The sequence below is a fragment of the Bacillus clarus genome, assembly GCF_000746925.1.
GTDB lineage: Bacteria > Bacillota > Bacilli > Bacillales > Bacillaceae_G > Bacillus_A > Bacillus_A clarus.
This window is the reverse complement of sequence record NZ_JMQC01000008.1, coordinates 1,148,749-1,161,658: the sequence shown is the minus strand read 5'-3', so window position 1 is coordinate 1,161,658 and position 12,910 is coordinate 1,148,749. Positions and strand designations below refer to the sequence as shown.

The following is a 12,910-nucleotide window of genomic DNA, read 5'->3' as shown; positions in this document are numbered from 1 at the left end:
GAATGAAACAGTGGCTAGCGGCAATGGAAACATCTGTGCTTATGATGGGGTTACTTCGGTTGTTTTCAGGTAGCGCGGAAATATTCGCCGCTTTGCTTATGCTTTATGTGAATGATACGAAAAAAGCATTGTTTATAAATGGTATGTTGGCGTTTGTTGGACCGACCGTATTAATTTTAACAATGACAATTGGCATAGCGAGTGTAGCAAGTGAGATTTCTTTTTTGAAATTCTTTTTTCTAGCGCTTGGAATTGGCTGTATTTTTATCGCGTTGTTGAAATAGTAAGTCGAGTATAGTGGGGAGAAGCTGATGAAAGAGGTATTAGAAGTTTTACCGAAAACGATGAAACAGTTAATTGAAGGTTGTGAGCAATACGATGCTCTAGAAGAAATTCGTGTTCGAATTGGAAGGCGACTAGAATGTATCGCGCATGGAGACGTGTTTTTTTATGACTATATCGCTACAGTGGAAGATGCAATCTACTTATTGAATAAATTGAGTCAATTTTCGATTTACACGATGGAAGAGGAATTGAAACGTGGATATGTAACGCTTCGCGGTGGTCATAGAATTGGATTAGCGGGAAAAGTAATTACAGAGAAAAGTGCAGTGAAGATGATTCGGGATGTTTCCTCATTTAACATTCGCATCGCCCGTCAAAAACTTGGAATTGCTGAACCCCTTCTTTCTTATCTATACGATTCGCGATGGTTAAATACGATGGTAATAGGGCCGCCGCAAACAGGGAAAACAACACTTTTAAGAGATGTGGCACGCTGCATGAGTCAAGGTGTAAGTGCTTCGAAAATTCCTTCTTGTAAAGTTGGAATCGTTGATGAACGATCAGAAATTGCCGGATGTGTGAAGGGAATTCCGCAATATGACTTTGGCACACGAGTAGATGTATTAGATGCTTGTCCAAAAGCTGAAGGAATGATGATGATGATTCGTTCTATGAGCCCAGATATATTAATCGTGGATGAAATAGGGCGCAAAGAAGATAGTGAAGCAATTATGGAGGCGGTGCACGCTGGTGTTCAGCTTTTTATAAGCGCACATGGATTTTCTTACGATGATGTTGTGAAACGACCATCGTTGCAAGCGGTACTGGAACTTGGCGTGTTTGATCGGTTTGTGGAGTTGTCAAAGGCGAGAGGGCCAGGAACAGTTATGCAAGTGAAAGACAGAAACGGAAAAACGGTCCATACACGCGGGAAGGTTCAAAGTGTATGGTGAAAATTTTTGGTGCAGTTTTAATAGTTGCGGTTAGCACTTTTTTTGGTTTTTCATATGCGAAGCGATATAGTGAGAGACCTCGCCAGCTTCGGTTATTAAAAGCAGCGCTACAATCATTAGAGGCTGAAATTATGTATGGGCATACGCCGCTATCAGAAGCAGCGGAGCGCTTAGTCAAACAAATGCCTAGGCCGTTAAACTGGATATTTCAAAGTTTTTCAAAGCGCCTAGAAAGCGGGGAACAAACAGTTAGAGAGGCTTGGATTGATAGTCTAAAGGAAAACTGGAAATTAACGGCGTTTAAACAAACAGAATATGAAATCTTGCAGCAATTCGGTGAAACGCTAGGACAGCATGATCGTGAATCCCAGCAAAAACATATTCGCTTATGTATTACACACTTAGAAAGAGAAGAAGGAGAAGCGAAAGCACTGCAACTTCAATATGAAAAGATGATAAAGAGCTTAGGTGTATTAGCAGGACTTCTTATTGTAATTTTACTGCTATAGGGGGGGAGAAAGACGATGTCCATTGATGTTGGATTAATATTTCAAATCGCCGGAATTGGCATTGTTTTAGCTTTCATTCATACCGTACTGAAAGAATTAAAGCGGGAAGATATTGCAAATTGGGTTATCCTTGTCGGTTTTGTCGTTATTTTATTTCATGTTGCATTTTTAATTAATACTTTGTTTGACAAGATAAAAAGTGTCTTTCTCTTCCAGTAAAGGAGGCGGTTCGAATCGAAATCATCCAAATTGTCGGATTGGGCCTCGTGGCTACTTTTTTAGCTGCTGTTTTAAACCAACATAAATCTAGTATTACATCTTTATTCATTGTATTCATTGGTAGCGTTATGTTTCTTTTATTAATTGATCAAATCCATTCCATTTTACAAATGATTGAGAGGGTGGCGAGCGAAGCGAAAGTTAGCAATGTGTACGTAGAAACATTATTGAAAATTATCGGCATTGCTTATATTGCTGAATTTGGAGCGCAAATTACAAAAGATGCTGGTCAAGGTGCAATTGCTTCAAAAATTGAATTAGCGGGAAAAATTTTAATTCTCGTTATGGCAATTCCGATTTTGACTGTTGTAATTGAAACAATTCTCGGATTTTTACCTACGGGATAAGGGGGAGTGAATGTTGCGAAGGTTTGGAACTAAGCTACTGTTTGCTTGCTTCCTTTTCTTTTCTTTACCAATTGTCGTACAAGCTTCTCCTATAGAAACGAACGTCGTAGACCAGCAATTGGATAAGCTTGGAATTGAAGATGTGAAGCAATTTTGGGACGGGATTGTTACAAAATATGGAGGCTATTTGCCAGAGAGTCAAAAGGGAAGTTTTATGGAATTTGTAAAGGGAGAAAAAGAGTTTTCCATAAAGGAATGGATGATAGGACTATTAAAATATTTATTCCACGAACTGGTTGCAAACGGGAAGTTGCTTGGAACGCTCATTATGCTCACAATTTTTAGTGCGTTACTCCAATCTTTACAGTCTGCTTTTTCAAAGAGTAGTGTTAGTAAAATTGCAGATGCTGTTGTATATATGGTACTCATTATTTTCGCTTTAAATAGTTTTTATGTCGTAATGATGTATGCGAGAGAAACAATTCAAACGATGGTAGATTTCATATTAGCTCTATTACCAATTCTACTTGCACTTATAGCGACAGGTGGCGGAGTTGTATCTGTATCATTCTTCCACCCAATTATCATTTTCTTAATGAATACGAGTGGGCTACTTATGAACTATATCGTTCTCCCACTTTTATTACTCGCAACTATTTTGAGCATTGTAAGTACGATGAGTGATCAATACAAAGTTACGAAATTGTCCAAGCTCTTGCAAAACGTAAGTGTTGGGATTATTGGTATCTTTTTGACGATATTTTTAGGTGTATTATCTGTACAAGGAACAGCCACGGCAGTGGCGGATGGGATAGCTGTGAAAACAGCTAAGTTTGTAACAGGAAACTTTATTCCTGTAGTAGGAAGAATGTTTACTGAAGCAGCAGATACGGTTATTAGTGCATCTGGATTATTAAAAAATACGGTTGGAATTATTGGACTTGTCATCTTATGTTTAATTGTTGCTTTTCCTGCGATCCAAATTTTTTGTATCGCATTTATTTATAAGTTCGCAGCGGCAGTATTACAGCCGGTTGGCGGGGGAGCTATTATTCAATGTTTAGACATTATCGGCCGAAGTATCATTTACGTATTCGCTTGCTTAGCTATCGTATCTTTCATGTTCTTTTTAAGTATTACCATTATTATTGCTGCAGGGAACATTACGCTGATGATGCGATAGGAGGTGAAGTGTGTGCAATTTGTTACGGAGTGGATTAGAAACATTATCGTTTTTTTACTCTTAGCGACAATGCTTCATCTCATTCTTCCTAATTCAAATTTACAAAAGTATGTCAAATTTGTTGTAAGTCTACTATTAGTAGTATTAATTTTAACGCCGCTCTTTAAATTGTTACAGACAGATGTGAATGAAGTGATTGCAAATTTTAATCAAGAAAAGTATGTGACAGATGGATCAGTAAAAAATTCAATTGATTCGAAGAAAAAAGAAATACAAGCTCTAACACGTGCATATAGTTTAGAAGAGATGGCTGTCAAAATGAAAAAAGAAGTTGGAAAAGAATTTGAGAAAAAATATGGTATGACAGTCTCTGAAATACAAATAGTCGCAACGGAACATACAGAAGAAGTAAAAGCAGCGAAGGATATTCAATCTGTTGTTGTGACATTAAAAGAAAAAGAACGCGATAAAAATGATGCAATTGAAACGGTAAAACCTATTGAAATTAATACGAAAGAATCACCGGAAAAAGTAGAAGAAACGAATGTAGAAATGAAAGAGTTCTTTTCAAACCAGTGGCAGCTAGAGGATAAACAAATCCAAGTTCAAATGGAAGGGAGGACAGGTAGAGTAAATGGACAATAAAGATAAAAATTCGAAGCTTTCATTTTTTCGCAACTTATTAAAAGGGGACGAAAAAGATGATAAGGAAAAGGGGAAAAAGGTAACGCCTAAGTTTTTGCTTGTCCTACTAATACTTGGGATTTTGCTTATGTTTTCTAGTAATTTCTTTTCAACTAAAAAAGAAGAAGTGCCTGTGTTTAAAGAAAAGACAAGTACAATACAAAGTTCAGAAAAGGATGTCCCAACTTTCGGACAAAAGGATAATGATAATATGTCAATCGTAGAAAAATACGAAAAAGCATACGAGCAAGAATTGAAATCCGCATTAGAAGACATATCAGGAGTGAAAGATGTATCTATTGAAGTAAACCTAGACTCATCTGAAGAGAAAATACTTGAGAAAAATACTGTGAAGCGTTCACAAACAACAGGAGAAACGGATAAAACGGGTGGTAAAAGGGAAGTAGAGGACGAATCTCTCGATGAAAAGACAGTCATTATACGTCAAGGTGATAAAGAAACTCCAATTGTTTTACGAACAGAGAAGCCGAAAGTGCGTGGTGTTCTGGTCGTAGCAAGGGGAGTGGATAATATACAAATTAAATCAATGGTAAAAGAAGCGGTGACGCGTATGCTAGATGTACCAGCTCATCGCGTGGCAGTATTACCGAAAAAGGGATAGGGAGGAAGTAAAGTGTTAAAAAAACAAACAGTTTGGTTATTAACGATGTTAAGTCTAGTTGTTGTGCTATCTGTTTACTATGTAACAACTCCTGATAAAATGAACAATGCGGCGCCAACAGCGAGCGAAAAGATTGGACAAGAAAAGCAAGGAACTGACAAAGCGGTTACAAAAGAGACAACGAAAGAAACATCAAAAGAAACTTCAAATAAAGAAACAGATAAAAAGGATGGTAGTAAAAAAGAAACAAGCAAAAAAGACAGCAACGTAACGGTTCAATCCAGTGATGAAAATTTCACAGCTCTACGTATGCAAATGGAAGATCAACGTAGTGTGGAGAAAGAAAAGTTGCAAAATGTAATTAATTCAGCGAAATCTTCAGCAGAAGAAAAGAGCAAAGCAAAGGATAATTTTGATGCAATCACTACAATGGAAACAAAAGAAGGATTGCTTGAAACAGTTATAAAATCTCAAGGTGGATACAAAGATGCTCTTGTAAGGGCGGATGGAACTGATATTAAAGTCACAGTAAAAGCAACAAAGCATTCGCAAAAAGAAGCAAATAAAATTATTCAACTTGTAAGAAGTGAAGCTGGTTCAAAAGATGTAGGTGTGAAGTTTGATCCACAGACAAAATAAAAAGAATAATAGAAAAAAAGCTATCGAAAACGATAGCTTTTTTCAACTTCATTTTTGTGGTTTTCTTGAGCGTTTTCAATTGGAAATGGAGAGATACGCTGGGAGTAAAAAATCAAAGGTTCATGATAATGATGATTACTTTTTCCAGATTTGACGTGGATGAAAAGGACAACTGCCCAAATGATTACCGCTGGCAAGAACAGAATGAGCCATATCATATGTCCACACCTCACTACACCATATTTTTCTTCACCTTGAACATACTATTCTTATGTGAAGGAATAATGAACGGCTTGTAAACAAAAAAATAATATTTGGTAAAAATATGTTTTTTATGTGGATAAAATGAAGCATGAAAGGGGAAATATGTGTGTACAGACGGGTGCTTGAAGAAAGAAAAAGGATGTTTTTTAGGAAGTGGTCTTGCCAATTTCGTGTGAAACTTGGTATTATTACTAGGTATTAAATTTCTAGTGGAATAATATTTTTACAGGAGATTTCATTTATCGTAAAGAAATATAAAATTGGAATGTTTAAAATATTTATCGTAAGATGGAAATAGTAAATATTTCTATTAGTAAATGTCATAGGAATGATCTTTCTAATAGATACATCGTATTTTTACAGTCGATCTAGTTTTACATGCTGGTAATCTGTAAAAACGGGACAAACAAGTGTATGGGAGTGGATTTTATATGTTTAAAATTCAAGAAGTTCGTGAATTAATTAAATTAATTGATAGCTCTAATATTGATGAATTTGAATACAAAAAAGACGGTACAACAATCAAAATGAAAAAACGTGGTAATGAAGTCGTTACTGTGCAAGCACCTGTAGTGAAGCAAATAGCACAGCCAGCAGCTGTAGAAGTTGAAACAGCGGTAGCTGCAGCACAAGTAGAAGTGCCAAAACAAGAAGAGAAGAAAGTTGTGAATAATGAGAACCTACATAAAATCACTTCACCAATGGTAGGAACATTCTATGCTTCTTCTTCACCTGATACGCCTCCATATGTAAGTGTTGGAGACAGAGTATCAAAAGATTCTATCGTATGTATTGTTGAGGCAATGAAGTTGTTTAACGAGATTGATGCCGATGTAGAGGGAGAAATTGTTGAAATCCTCGTTAATAATGGACAACTTGTTGAGTATGGACAACCGCTATTTCTTGTAAAAGCGTAATAAGGGAGTCTTTGTGATGATAAAAAAAGTATTAATAGCTAATCGTGGGGAAATTGCGGTACGAATTATTCGTGCTTGCAAAGAAATGAATATTGAAACAGTTGCTATTTATTCAGAAGCAGATAAAGAGTCACTTCATGTGCAAATTGCAGATGAAGCATATTGCGTTGGGCCAACGATTTCGAAAGAAAGCTATTTAAATCTAACAAATATTATAAGTGTTGCAAAATTAACAGGGTGTGATGCAATCCATCCTGGGTATGGTTTTTTAGCGGAGAATGCAGATTTTGCAGAGTTATGCCGTGAATGTAATTTGATTTTTATCGGTCCGAGTCCAGAAGCTATTTCAAAGATGGGCACAAAAGACGTTGCTCGTGATACAATGAAAGAAGCAGGGGTTCCGATTGTACCAGGTTCACAAGGGATTATTAAAAATACCGAAGAAGCGATTAAGCTTGCTAATCAAATTGGATATCCTGTTATTATTAAAGCGACTGCTGGTGGTGGCGGAAAAGGTATTCGTGTTGCACGCGATGAAGAGGAGCTTGTGAAAGGAATTCAAATTACACAGCAAGAAGCTAGTACCGCTTTTGGGAACCCTGGTGTATACTTAGAGAAGTACGTTGAAGATTTCCGCCATGTTGAGATTCAAATAATGGCAGATACACATGGAAATGCCATTCATTTAGGAGAGCGTGATTGTACAATTCAGCGCCGTTTGCAAAAGTTATTAGAAGAGAGTCCATCGCCTGCACTTGATGAAAATATTCGCAAGCAAATGGGTGATGCGGCGGTGAAAGCAGCGGTAGCGGTTGATTATACAGGTGCTGGTACAGTTGAGTTTATTTATGAATATAAAACGAAAAGCTTTTATTTCATGGAGATGAACACGCGAATTCAAGTTGAACATCCGGTTACTGAAATGGTCACAGGGATGGATTTAATTAAAGAACAAATTCGTGTTGCTTCTGGAGAAAAGTTATTGTTACAGCAAGAAGAAGTACAATTTAATGGTTGGGCAATTGAATGTCGAATTAATGCGGAAAACCCTGCCAAAAAATTTATGCCATCTCCAGGTAAAGTGGAAATGTACTTACCACCAGGCGGATTTGGTATTCGCGTCGATTCAGCTGTTTATCCAGGGTATTCAATTCCACCTTTCTATGATTCGATGGTTGCCAAATTAATTGTTCACGGAAAAACACGTGAAGAAGCAATTGCAAAAATGAAGCGAGCGCTCAGTGAATTTGTCATTGAAGGCGTACATACAACAATCCCGTTCCATTTGCAATTGCTAGATCATCCTGATTTTGTAAAAGGTGAATTTAACACGAAATTTTTGGAAGAGCATGAACTTGTGACGCAGTGATACATTAAAGGAGGTTTTTTTCATGGCTGAACATATGTTAGATATGGGTCAAGATACAACTCTTGGAAAAGTAGAAATTGCACCAGAAGTAATTGAAGTAATTGCAGGTATTGCGGCTGCTGAAGTAGATGGTGTCGCGGCAATGCGTGGTAATTTTGCTACAGATGTTGTTGAGAAGTTAGGTAAGAAAAATCATGGTAAAGGTGTAAAGGTTGAATTAGCGAACGAAGATATTATCGTTGACCTTTATGTTGTTATGTATTTTGGTGTAGCAATTCCAGTTGTTGCACAAAAAATTCAAGATAACATTCGCCAAGCGCTCTTTACAATGACAGGTCTTGAGCCAAAAGAAGTGAATGTTCACATCGTTGGCGTAACATTCGAAACACAAAAAACAGAAATCGAACCAGTGTAAGAATGAAAAAGGTGCCTAAACACAGGCACCTTTTTTATCGTTTCATTTCTTCACAAATAAAAGCCTCTAATTATTATACTATTTCAAAAAATGAGAAATAAACAAAAGGAATCATACGTTTTTCCAAAAAACGTACATTGTGATAAGATATGGAACTTGAAGTTAATCTTTTTATTATTTTTCAGCCTTGTACCCCGTGTATGAAACGATAAATTGTGTTATTATCATTGTATTATAAGGTTGGAAAATCAATGAAAACTACAAGAGTAAGTAAATTGACGGCTTATAAATTATAATAATATAACAAAACATAAGGAAAGATTTGAAGTATAAAGGAGAGTTACAATGAAACGTAGGACGGCCAGAGAAAGAGCCATGCAAGCATTATACCAAATGGATATTACCGGAGAATTAGAACCGAAAGTAGCGGTGGAAAACACGCTAGATGAAGGTGAAGAAACAAATGAGTTTTTAGAATCACTTGTTGTGGGATTTGTGGAAAACAAAGAAGCAATCGATGAAGCGATTCGTCAAAACTTAAAGAAGTGGAAACTAGAGCGTATTAGTATTGTGGATCGCAGTATTTTACGTGTCGCTGTGTATGAAATGAAATACATGGAAGAAATTCCACATAATGTAACAATTAACGAAGCAATTGAAATTGCTAAAACATTTGGGGATGAGGAATCTCGTCGTTTCATTAACGGCGTTTTATCTAATATAAAAGAGACACTGTAATTTCTTTAAGGGGGAATCTTAAAATGGTAGCAGTAATCATCAAAGGAAATGAAGTTGCGGAGAAAAAACGAACACAATTAAAAGAAGAAGTTGTGAAGTTGAAAGAGCAAGGGATTGTACCAGGATTAGCAGTTATTTTAGTTGGAGAAGATCCAGCTTCTCGTTCTTACGTAAAAGGGAAAGAGAAGGGCTGTGAGCAAGTTGGGATTTATTCAGAGCTAATTGAATTTCCAGAGACGATTACAGAGGAGCGTTTGCTTGCTGAGATTGATCGCTTAAATGAGGATGACCGTATTAATGGCATATTAGTGCAATTACCTGTACCAAAACATATTGAAGAGAAAGCTATCATTGAAAGAATTTCACCTGAAAAGGATGTAGACGGATTTCACCCAATCAGCGTGGGCCGTATGATGACGGGGCAAGATACATTTCTCCCGTGTACACCACATGGCATTTTGGAATTAGTGAAAGAAACAAATCTTGATATTTCCGGAAAACATGTTGTTGTAATTGGAAGAAGTAATATTGTTGGAAAGCCAGTAGGACAGCTGTTTTTAAATGAAAATGCAACTGTGACGTACTGTCATTCTAAAACGAAAAACATAAAAGAATTGTGTAAGTTAGCTGATATTTTAATTGTAGCTGTTGGAAGACCAAAAATGGTAACAGCTGAGTATATAAAAGAAGGCGCAGTTGTAATTGATGTTGGGGTTAACCGTTTGGAAACAGGCAAGCTTTGTGGCGATGTTGACTTCGACAATGTATTAGACGTTGCAGGTTACATTACACCGGTACCAAAGGGAGTCGGTCCAATGACGATTACAATGCTGCTTCATAACACAGTTGAATCTGCTAAACGTGCAGGTGTTGTTTGTAATTAATTTGAAATGGCTATGAGGAGAGAGAAATGGAGAAGCAATATTTAACCGTTACAGCATTAACACGCTATATAAAAACGAAAATAGAGTATGACCCGCATTTGCAGTCTGTTTGGTTAAAAGGTGAAATTTCAAACTTTAAATATCATAGCCGTGGTCATATGTATTTCACATTGAAAGATGAAAATGCAAGAATCGCAGCGGTTATGTTTGCGGGTCATAATCGTAATATTAAATTCAGGCCAGAGAATGGAATGAAGGTACTTGTAAAAGGGAAAATCTCTGTTTACGAGGCGAGTGGTTCTTATCAAATTTATATTCAAGATATGCAGCCTGATGGTGTAGGAAATCTACACTTAGCATATGAACAGTTAAAGGTTCGATTAGAGGAAGAAGGATTGTTTTCGCGAGTTTATAAGCAACAGATTCCTGCATATGCAAAAACAATTGGTGTCATTACTTCACCGACAGGTGCAGCAATTCGAGATATTATAACAACGATTAAACGGCGTTATCCAATTGGAAATGTCATTGTATTTCCAGTACTTGTACAAGGGGAGTCAGCGGCTCCCTCAATTGTACAAGCTATTCATACAGCGAATGAAATGGGAGATATAGATGTATTAATTGTTGGGCGTGGTGGTGGCTCGATTGAAGAATTGTGGGCCTTTAACGAGGAAATGGTTGCAAGAGCAATCTTTGCAAGTAAGATTCCGATTATTTCAGCTGTAGGGCATGAAACAGACTTTACAATAGCTGATTTTGTTGCTGATTTACGTGCACCAACACCAACTGCAGCAGCGGAACTCGCAGCACCTAATATTCTTGAGTTACAAGAGAAAGTGTTACAAAGAACTCTCAGATTGCAAAGAGCGATGCGAGAGATGGTACATAAGAAACAAGAAAAATTACAAGTGTTGCAAAAGTCATATGCATTCCGTTATCCACGGCAAGTGTACGAGCAAAAGGAAGAGCAATTAGATCGTGCTCTTGAGCAACTTGTTTTAGCGAAAGAACGCTATATAGATAAAAAGGTAAATCAATTAAAGCAACTTTCATTTTACCTAGAGAAGCATCATCCCTCTCAAAAGATTATGCAAACGAAGACAGCGATAGAAACATTGCAAAAGCAATTGCAACGTGAAATGCAAACAGTATTGCAAACGAAAGAGTTTGCGTTTGTGAGAGCGGCTCAAAAACTGGAAGCTCTAAGTCCGCTTAAAGTAATGATGAGAGGATATGGGCTTGTATATAGTGAAGAGAAGCAAGTGTTAAAGAGTGTGAAAGATGTCGGCCTTGGAGATGCTGTTTCAGTTCAATTACAAGATGGAATACTAGATTGTAACGTATCAGGCATAGAGGAGCGTGAATTGAATAATGGAAAATAAATTAAGCTTTGAAGAGGCAATTTCGCAGCTTGAACATCTCGTTTCTAAGCTTGAACAAGGTGATGTACCTTTAGAAGAAGCGATTTCATATTTTAAAGAAGGTATGGAATTATCTAAGCTTTGTGATGAGAAATTGAAAGATGTACAAGAACAAATGGCAGTTATCCTTGGGGAAGATGGAGAGCTTGAACCGTTTACTGCTTTAGGAGATGAAGCGTAGTGGCATATGTAGCTTTTGATACTTTTGTGAAAGAGAGTAAAACTTTCGTAGAAGAGAAGCTTGTAAGCTATGCAAATGAATTACAATGTCCAAATGTGCTTCGTGAAGCGATGGCATATTCATTGGAAGCGGGTGGAAAGCGTCTCCGCCCGTTGCTTTTATTTGCAACTTTGCAAGTGTTCGGAAAAGAAAGAGATCTTGGGATAGGTGCAGCTTGTGCTCTTGAAATGATTCATACATATTCATTAATTCATGATGATTTACCATGTATGGACGATGATGATTTAAGGCGCGGAAAGCCAACGAATCATAAAGTATTTGGTGAAGCGATGGCAGTCTTAGCAGGGGATGGTTTGTTAACATATGCTTTTCAAGTTGTGACAGCGTATGAGCATAGAGAAATTGCTCCTGACAAGAAATTGAGACTTGCACTGGAACTCGCGAAAGCAGCTGGACCAGAAGGAATGGTTGCTGGACAAGTAGCGGATATGGAAGCAGAAGGAAAACGGCTTACACGTAATGAATTAGAATACATTCATAAGCATAAGACAGGAAGGCTGTTAGAATATGCTGTGCTTGCAGGTGCTATACTTGCGGGTGCTACGCAAGAACAAGAAGAAAAATTACTTTCATTTGCAAAATATATCGGTCTAGCTTTCCAAATTCGAGATGATATTCTCGATGTAGAAGGAACGGAAGAAGAGATTGGAAAGCCGATTGGTAGTGATGCTTCTAATGAAAAGAGCACATATACGACGTTATTTACAATAGATGAGGCGAAGTCTATCTTAGAAGAAACGATTGCGAAAGCGAAAGATGCTATCGCGCCTTTACAATTACAAGATGAATATTTATTATCCATTTGTGATTTAATCGCAAAACGTAATAACTAATATAACAGCCTTTTCATTTGTTGAGTCATTTATCATTTTATGATATAAATGTAGGAAAAGGTTTTTCTTTTCTTGTTATTGGCAAAAATATATTTAGATTACGTTGCCGTTATCACTTTGTGTTAGCGGCTCTTTTTTCATCACACAAGGAAGTCTGATTTATGACATGATAAGTGAGCTACATTCTTATAGAAAATAGATGTCTCGTAAAGAAAAATGGAAGTATTTGCTGAAACAGGACAAGATAAAAATAATAAAAAATTTCTTGTGTTGTGTAAACGGTTTTTATAATATTTGACATGTTAAAAGATTATGAAATGAAAG

18 protein-coding genes are annotated in these 12,910 nt (G+C 36.9%); 17 read left to right on the top strand and 1 reads right to left on the bottom strand.

Annotation, left to right across the window (positions count from 1 at the left end; translation table 11 throughout):
• The first annotated feature begins 2 nt into the window (after positions 1-2).
• Genes DJ93_RS06680 through DJ93_RS06640 form a run of 9 tightly spaced genes read left to right on the top strand, consistent with a single transcriptional unit; the run spans position 3 to position 5,501 of the window.
• Positions 3-284, top strand: coding sequence for a YqhV family protein (locus DJ93_RS06680; RefSeq protein ID WP_042979806.1), 282 nt, complete (start codon positions 3-5; stop codon positions 282-284).
• 27 nt (positions 285-311) lie between these two features.
• Positions 312-1,238, top strand: a complete 927-nt coding sequence (gene spoIIIAA, locus DJ93_RS06675) for a stage III sporulation protein AA (protein ID WP_042979805.1) — start codon at positions 312-314, stop codon at positions 1,236-1,238.
• Complete coding sequence (spoIIIAB, locus tag DJ93_RS06670; RefSeq protein WP_042979803.1) at positions 1,232-1,747, top strand: stage III sporulation protein SpoIIIAB; 516 nt, start codon at positions 1,232-1,234, stop codon at positions 1,745-1,747. The genes spoIIIAA and spoIIIAB overlap by 7 nt, the downstream gene beginning before the upstream one ends.
• Positions 1,748-1,762: 15 nt before the next feature.
• The gene (spoIIIAC, locus tag DJ93_RS06665; RefSeq protein ID WP_000020914.1) at positions 1,763-1,966 is read left to right on the top strand and encodes a stage III sporulation protein AC; all 204 of its coding nucleotides are present in this window, start codon (positions 1,763-1,765) and stop codon (positions 1,964-1,966) included.
• 23 nt (positions 1,967-1,989) lie between these two features.
• Positions 1,990-2,373, top strand: coding sequence for a stage III sporulation protein AD (spoIIIAD, locus tag DJ93_RS06660; RefSeq protein ID WP_080743374.1), 384 nt, complete (start codon positions 1,990-1,992; stop codon positions 2,371-2,373).
• Between the two features lie 10 nt (positions 2,374-2,383).
• Positions 2,384-3,556: a stage III sporulation protein AE gene (spoIIIAE, locus tag DJ93_RS06655; protein ID WP_042979802.1), complete on the top strand. Its 1,173-nt coding sequence runs from the start codon at positions 2,384-2,386 to the stop codon at positions 3,554-3,556.
• A gap of 12 nt (positions 3,557-3,568) precedes the next feature.
• Positions 3,569-4,201 (top strand): stage III sporulation protein AF, encoded by a 633-nt coding sequence (spoIIIAF, locus tag DJ93_RS06650; protein WP_042979801.1) that lies wholly within the window; start codon positions 3,569-3,571, stop codon positions 4,199-4,201.
• Positions 4,191-4,862, top strand: a complete 672-nt coding sequence (gene spoIIIAG, locus DJ93_RS06645; protein ID WP_042979800.1) for a stage III sporulation protein AG — start codon at positions 4,191-4,193, stop codon at positions 4,860-4,862. The genes spoIIIAF and spoIIIAG overlap by 11 nt, the downstream gene beginning before the upstream one ends.
• A gap of 12 nt (positions 4,863-4,874) precedes the next feature.
• Complete coding sequence (locus tag DJ93_RS06640; RefSeq protein WP_042979799.1) at positions 4,875-5,501, top strand: SpoIIIAH-like family protein; 627 nt, start codon at positions 4,875-4,877, stop codon at positions 5,499-5,501.
• 20 nt (positions 5,502-5,521) lie between these two features.
• Here DJ93_RS06640 and DJ93_RS30150 read toward each other — a convergent pair whose 3' ends face one another.
• The gene (locus DJ93_RS30150; RefSeq protein WP_080743373.1) at positions 5,522-5,719 is read right to left on the bottom strand and encodes a DNA recombination protein RecO; all 198 of its coding nucleotides are present in this window, start codon (positions 5,717-5,719) and stop codon (positions 5,522-5,524) included.
• 477 nt (positions 5,720-6,196) lie between these two features.
• Between DJ93_RS30150 and accB the strand changes: the two genes are divergently transcribed.
• The 8 genes from accB (at position 6,197) to DJ93_RS06600 (ending at position 12,586) form a co-directional block, all read left to right on the top strand.
• The gene (gene accB / locus DJ93_RS06635; protein ID WP_042979798.1) at positions 6,197-6,682 is read left to right on the top strand and encodes an acetyl-CoA carboxylase biotin carboxyl carrier protein; all 486 of its coding nucleotides are present in this window, start codon (positions 6,197-6,199) and stop codon (positions 6,680-6,682) included.
• A 16-nt stretch (positions 6,683-6,698) separates the two neighbouring features.
• Positions 6,699-8,051: an acetyl-CoA carboxylase biotin carboxylase subunit gene (gene accC / locus DJ93_RS06630; protein WP_042979797.1), complete on the top strand. Its 1,353-nt coding sequence runs from the start codon at positions 6,699-6,701 to the stop codon at positions 8,049-8,051.
• A 22-nt stretch (positions 8,052-8,073) separates the two neighbouring features.
• Complete coding sequence (locus tag DJ93_RS06625; protein WP_042979796.1) at positions 8,074-8,466, top strand: Asp23/Gls24 family envelope stress response protein; 393 nt, start codon at positions 8,074-8,076, stop codon at positions 8,464-8,466.
• A gap of 345 nt (positions 8,467-8,811) precedes the next feature.
• Positions 8,812-9,204 (top strand): N utilization substance protein NusB, encoded by a 393-nt coding sequence (nusB, locus tag DJ93_RS06620; RefSeq protein ID WP_042979795.1) that lies wholly within the window; start codon positions 8,812-8,814, stop codon positions 9,202-9,204.
• A 23-nt stretch (positions 9,205-9,227) separates the two neighbouring features.
• Entirely contained in the window at positions 9,228-10,088 is an 861-nt protein-coding gene (gene folD, locus DJ93_RS06615; RefSeq protein ID WP_042979794.1) for a bifunctional methylenetetrahydrofolate dehydrogenase/methenyltetrahydrofolate cyclohydrolase FolD, read from the top strand.
• A 26-nt stretch (positions 10,089-10,114) separates the two neighbouring features.
• A complete protein-coding gene (gene xseA, locus DJ93_RS06610) occupies positions 10,115-11,473 on the top strand; it encodes an exodeoxyribonuclease VII large subunit (protein WP_042979793.1) in 1,359 nt (452 codons plus the stop codon).
• Positions 11,463-11,693, top strand: coding sequence for an exodeoxyribonuclease VII small subunit (gene xseB, locus DJ93_RS06605; protein WP_002173406.1), 231 nt, complete (start codon positions 11,463-11,465; stop codon positions 11,691-11,693). Before xseA ends, xseB begins: the two co-directional genes overlap by 11 nt.
• On the top strand, positions 11,693-12,586 hold the full coding sequence (locus DJ93_RS06600; protein WP_042979791.1) for a polyprenyl synthetase family protein: 894 nt from the start codon (positions 11,693-11,695) through the stop codon (positions 12,584-12,586). Before xseB ends, DJ93_RS06600 begins: the two co-directional genes overlap by 1 nt.
• Positions 12,587-12,910 lie beyond the last annotated feature (324 nt).